The organism is Vibrio jasicida CAIM 1864 = LMG 25398 (genome assembly GCF_000400365.1).
Classification (GTDB): Bacteria; Pseudomonadota; Gammaproteobacteria; order Enterobacterales; family Vibrionaceae; genus Vibrio; species Vibrio jasicida.
In genome coordinates this window covers 1-633 of record NZ_BAOG01000061.1, presented here as the reverse complement: position 1 = coordinate 633, position 633 = coordinate 1, and the positions used below count along the sequence as shown (strand labels likewise).

General features: G+C 36.3%; 1 protein-coding gene. It reads right to left on the bottom strand.

The window, feature by feature from the left end; all coding sequences use genetic code 11:
- Nucleotides 1–89: 89 nt before the first annotated feature.
- On the bottom strand, nucleotides 90–302 hold the full coding sequence (locus VJL_RS17160; protein WP_038879776.1) for a hypothetical protein: 213 nt from the start codon (nucleotides 300–302) through the stop codon (nucleotides 90–92).
- Nucleotides 303–633 lie beyond the last annotated feature (331 nt).

The following is a 633-nucleotide window of genomic DNA, read 5'->3' as shown; positions in this document are numbered from 1 at the left end:
CGGGGGTACTTTCACAATAACTTCAAGGGTTCACGTCACTAAGGCAACTCGCAAGCGTTAGCGCGCCAGTGTTTGAGCGTTAGCGAGTTTTATCCTTCAAGCGTTTGCTTTAGTTTCAGATTTCCTTTTTCATCGAGATCTACAGCTAGTTTCCCTTCCACAAATTTCATAAGTAAAAAGTGAACTATGTCAGGTTCTCGAACAAAATCTTTTTTTTGCATCGTTAGCTGAAAAGAACGTTCTTTTAGAGCTTCTGCTTCAACTGTTTTAATACGAATGCTTTCAATTAAAGACTTTTTCATCAATGCCTTACCTCAGTTTTTTGAATTTATAACTGACGCCAATTAATGCAACTAGGTGCTTATGATTTTTCTTACTAATTATCATATCTCAAGTACAACTCTATACAATGCCATAGTTGACAAGAAACATGTATACAGTATATAAACGCAAACCAAGTAACTTGTTCATTGTATACAAGTGTTTTGTAAGTAATTATTTTACTCGTTGGTTTTGTCATGGAAGAGAAAGTTTTTACACCTAAAAAAAGCACATCAAAAAGACACTTTGCATGTACTGACTGTGGTCAGGTCTACACGTCGTTTTTCTTCTCCGTGTGTCCTCACTGCCGTT

Excerpts from the sequence above, each read along its gene's own strand:
- VJL_RS17160 (WP_038879776.1), bottom strand. The coding sequence starts at position 302 with ATGAAAAAGTCTTTAATTGAAAGCATTCGTATTAAAACAGTTGAAGCA.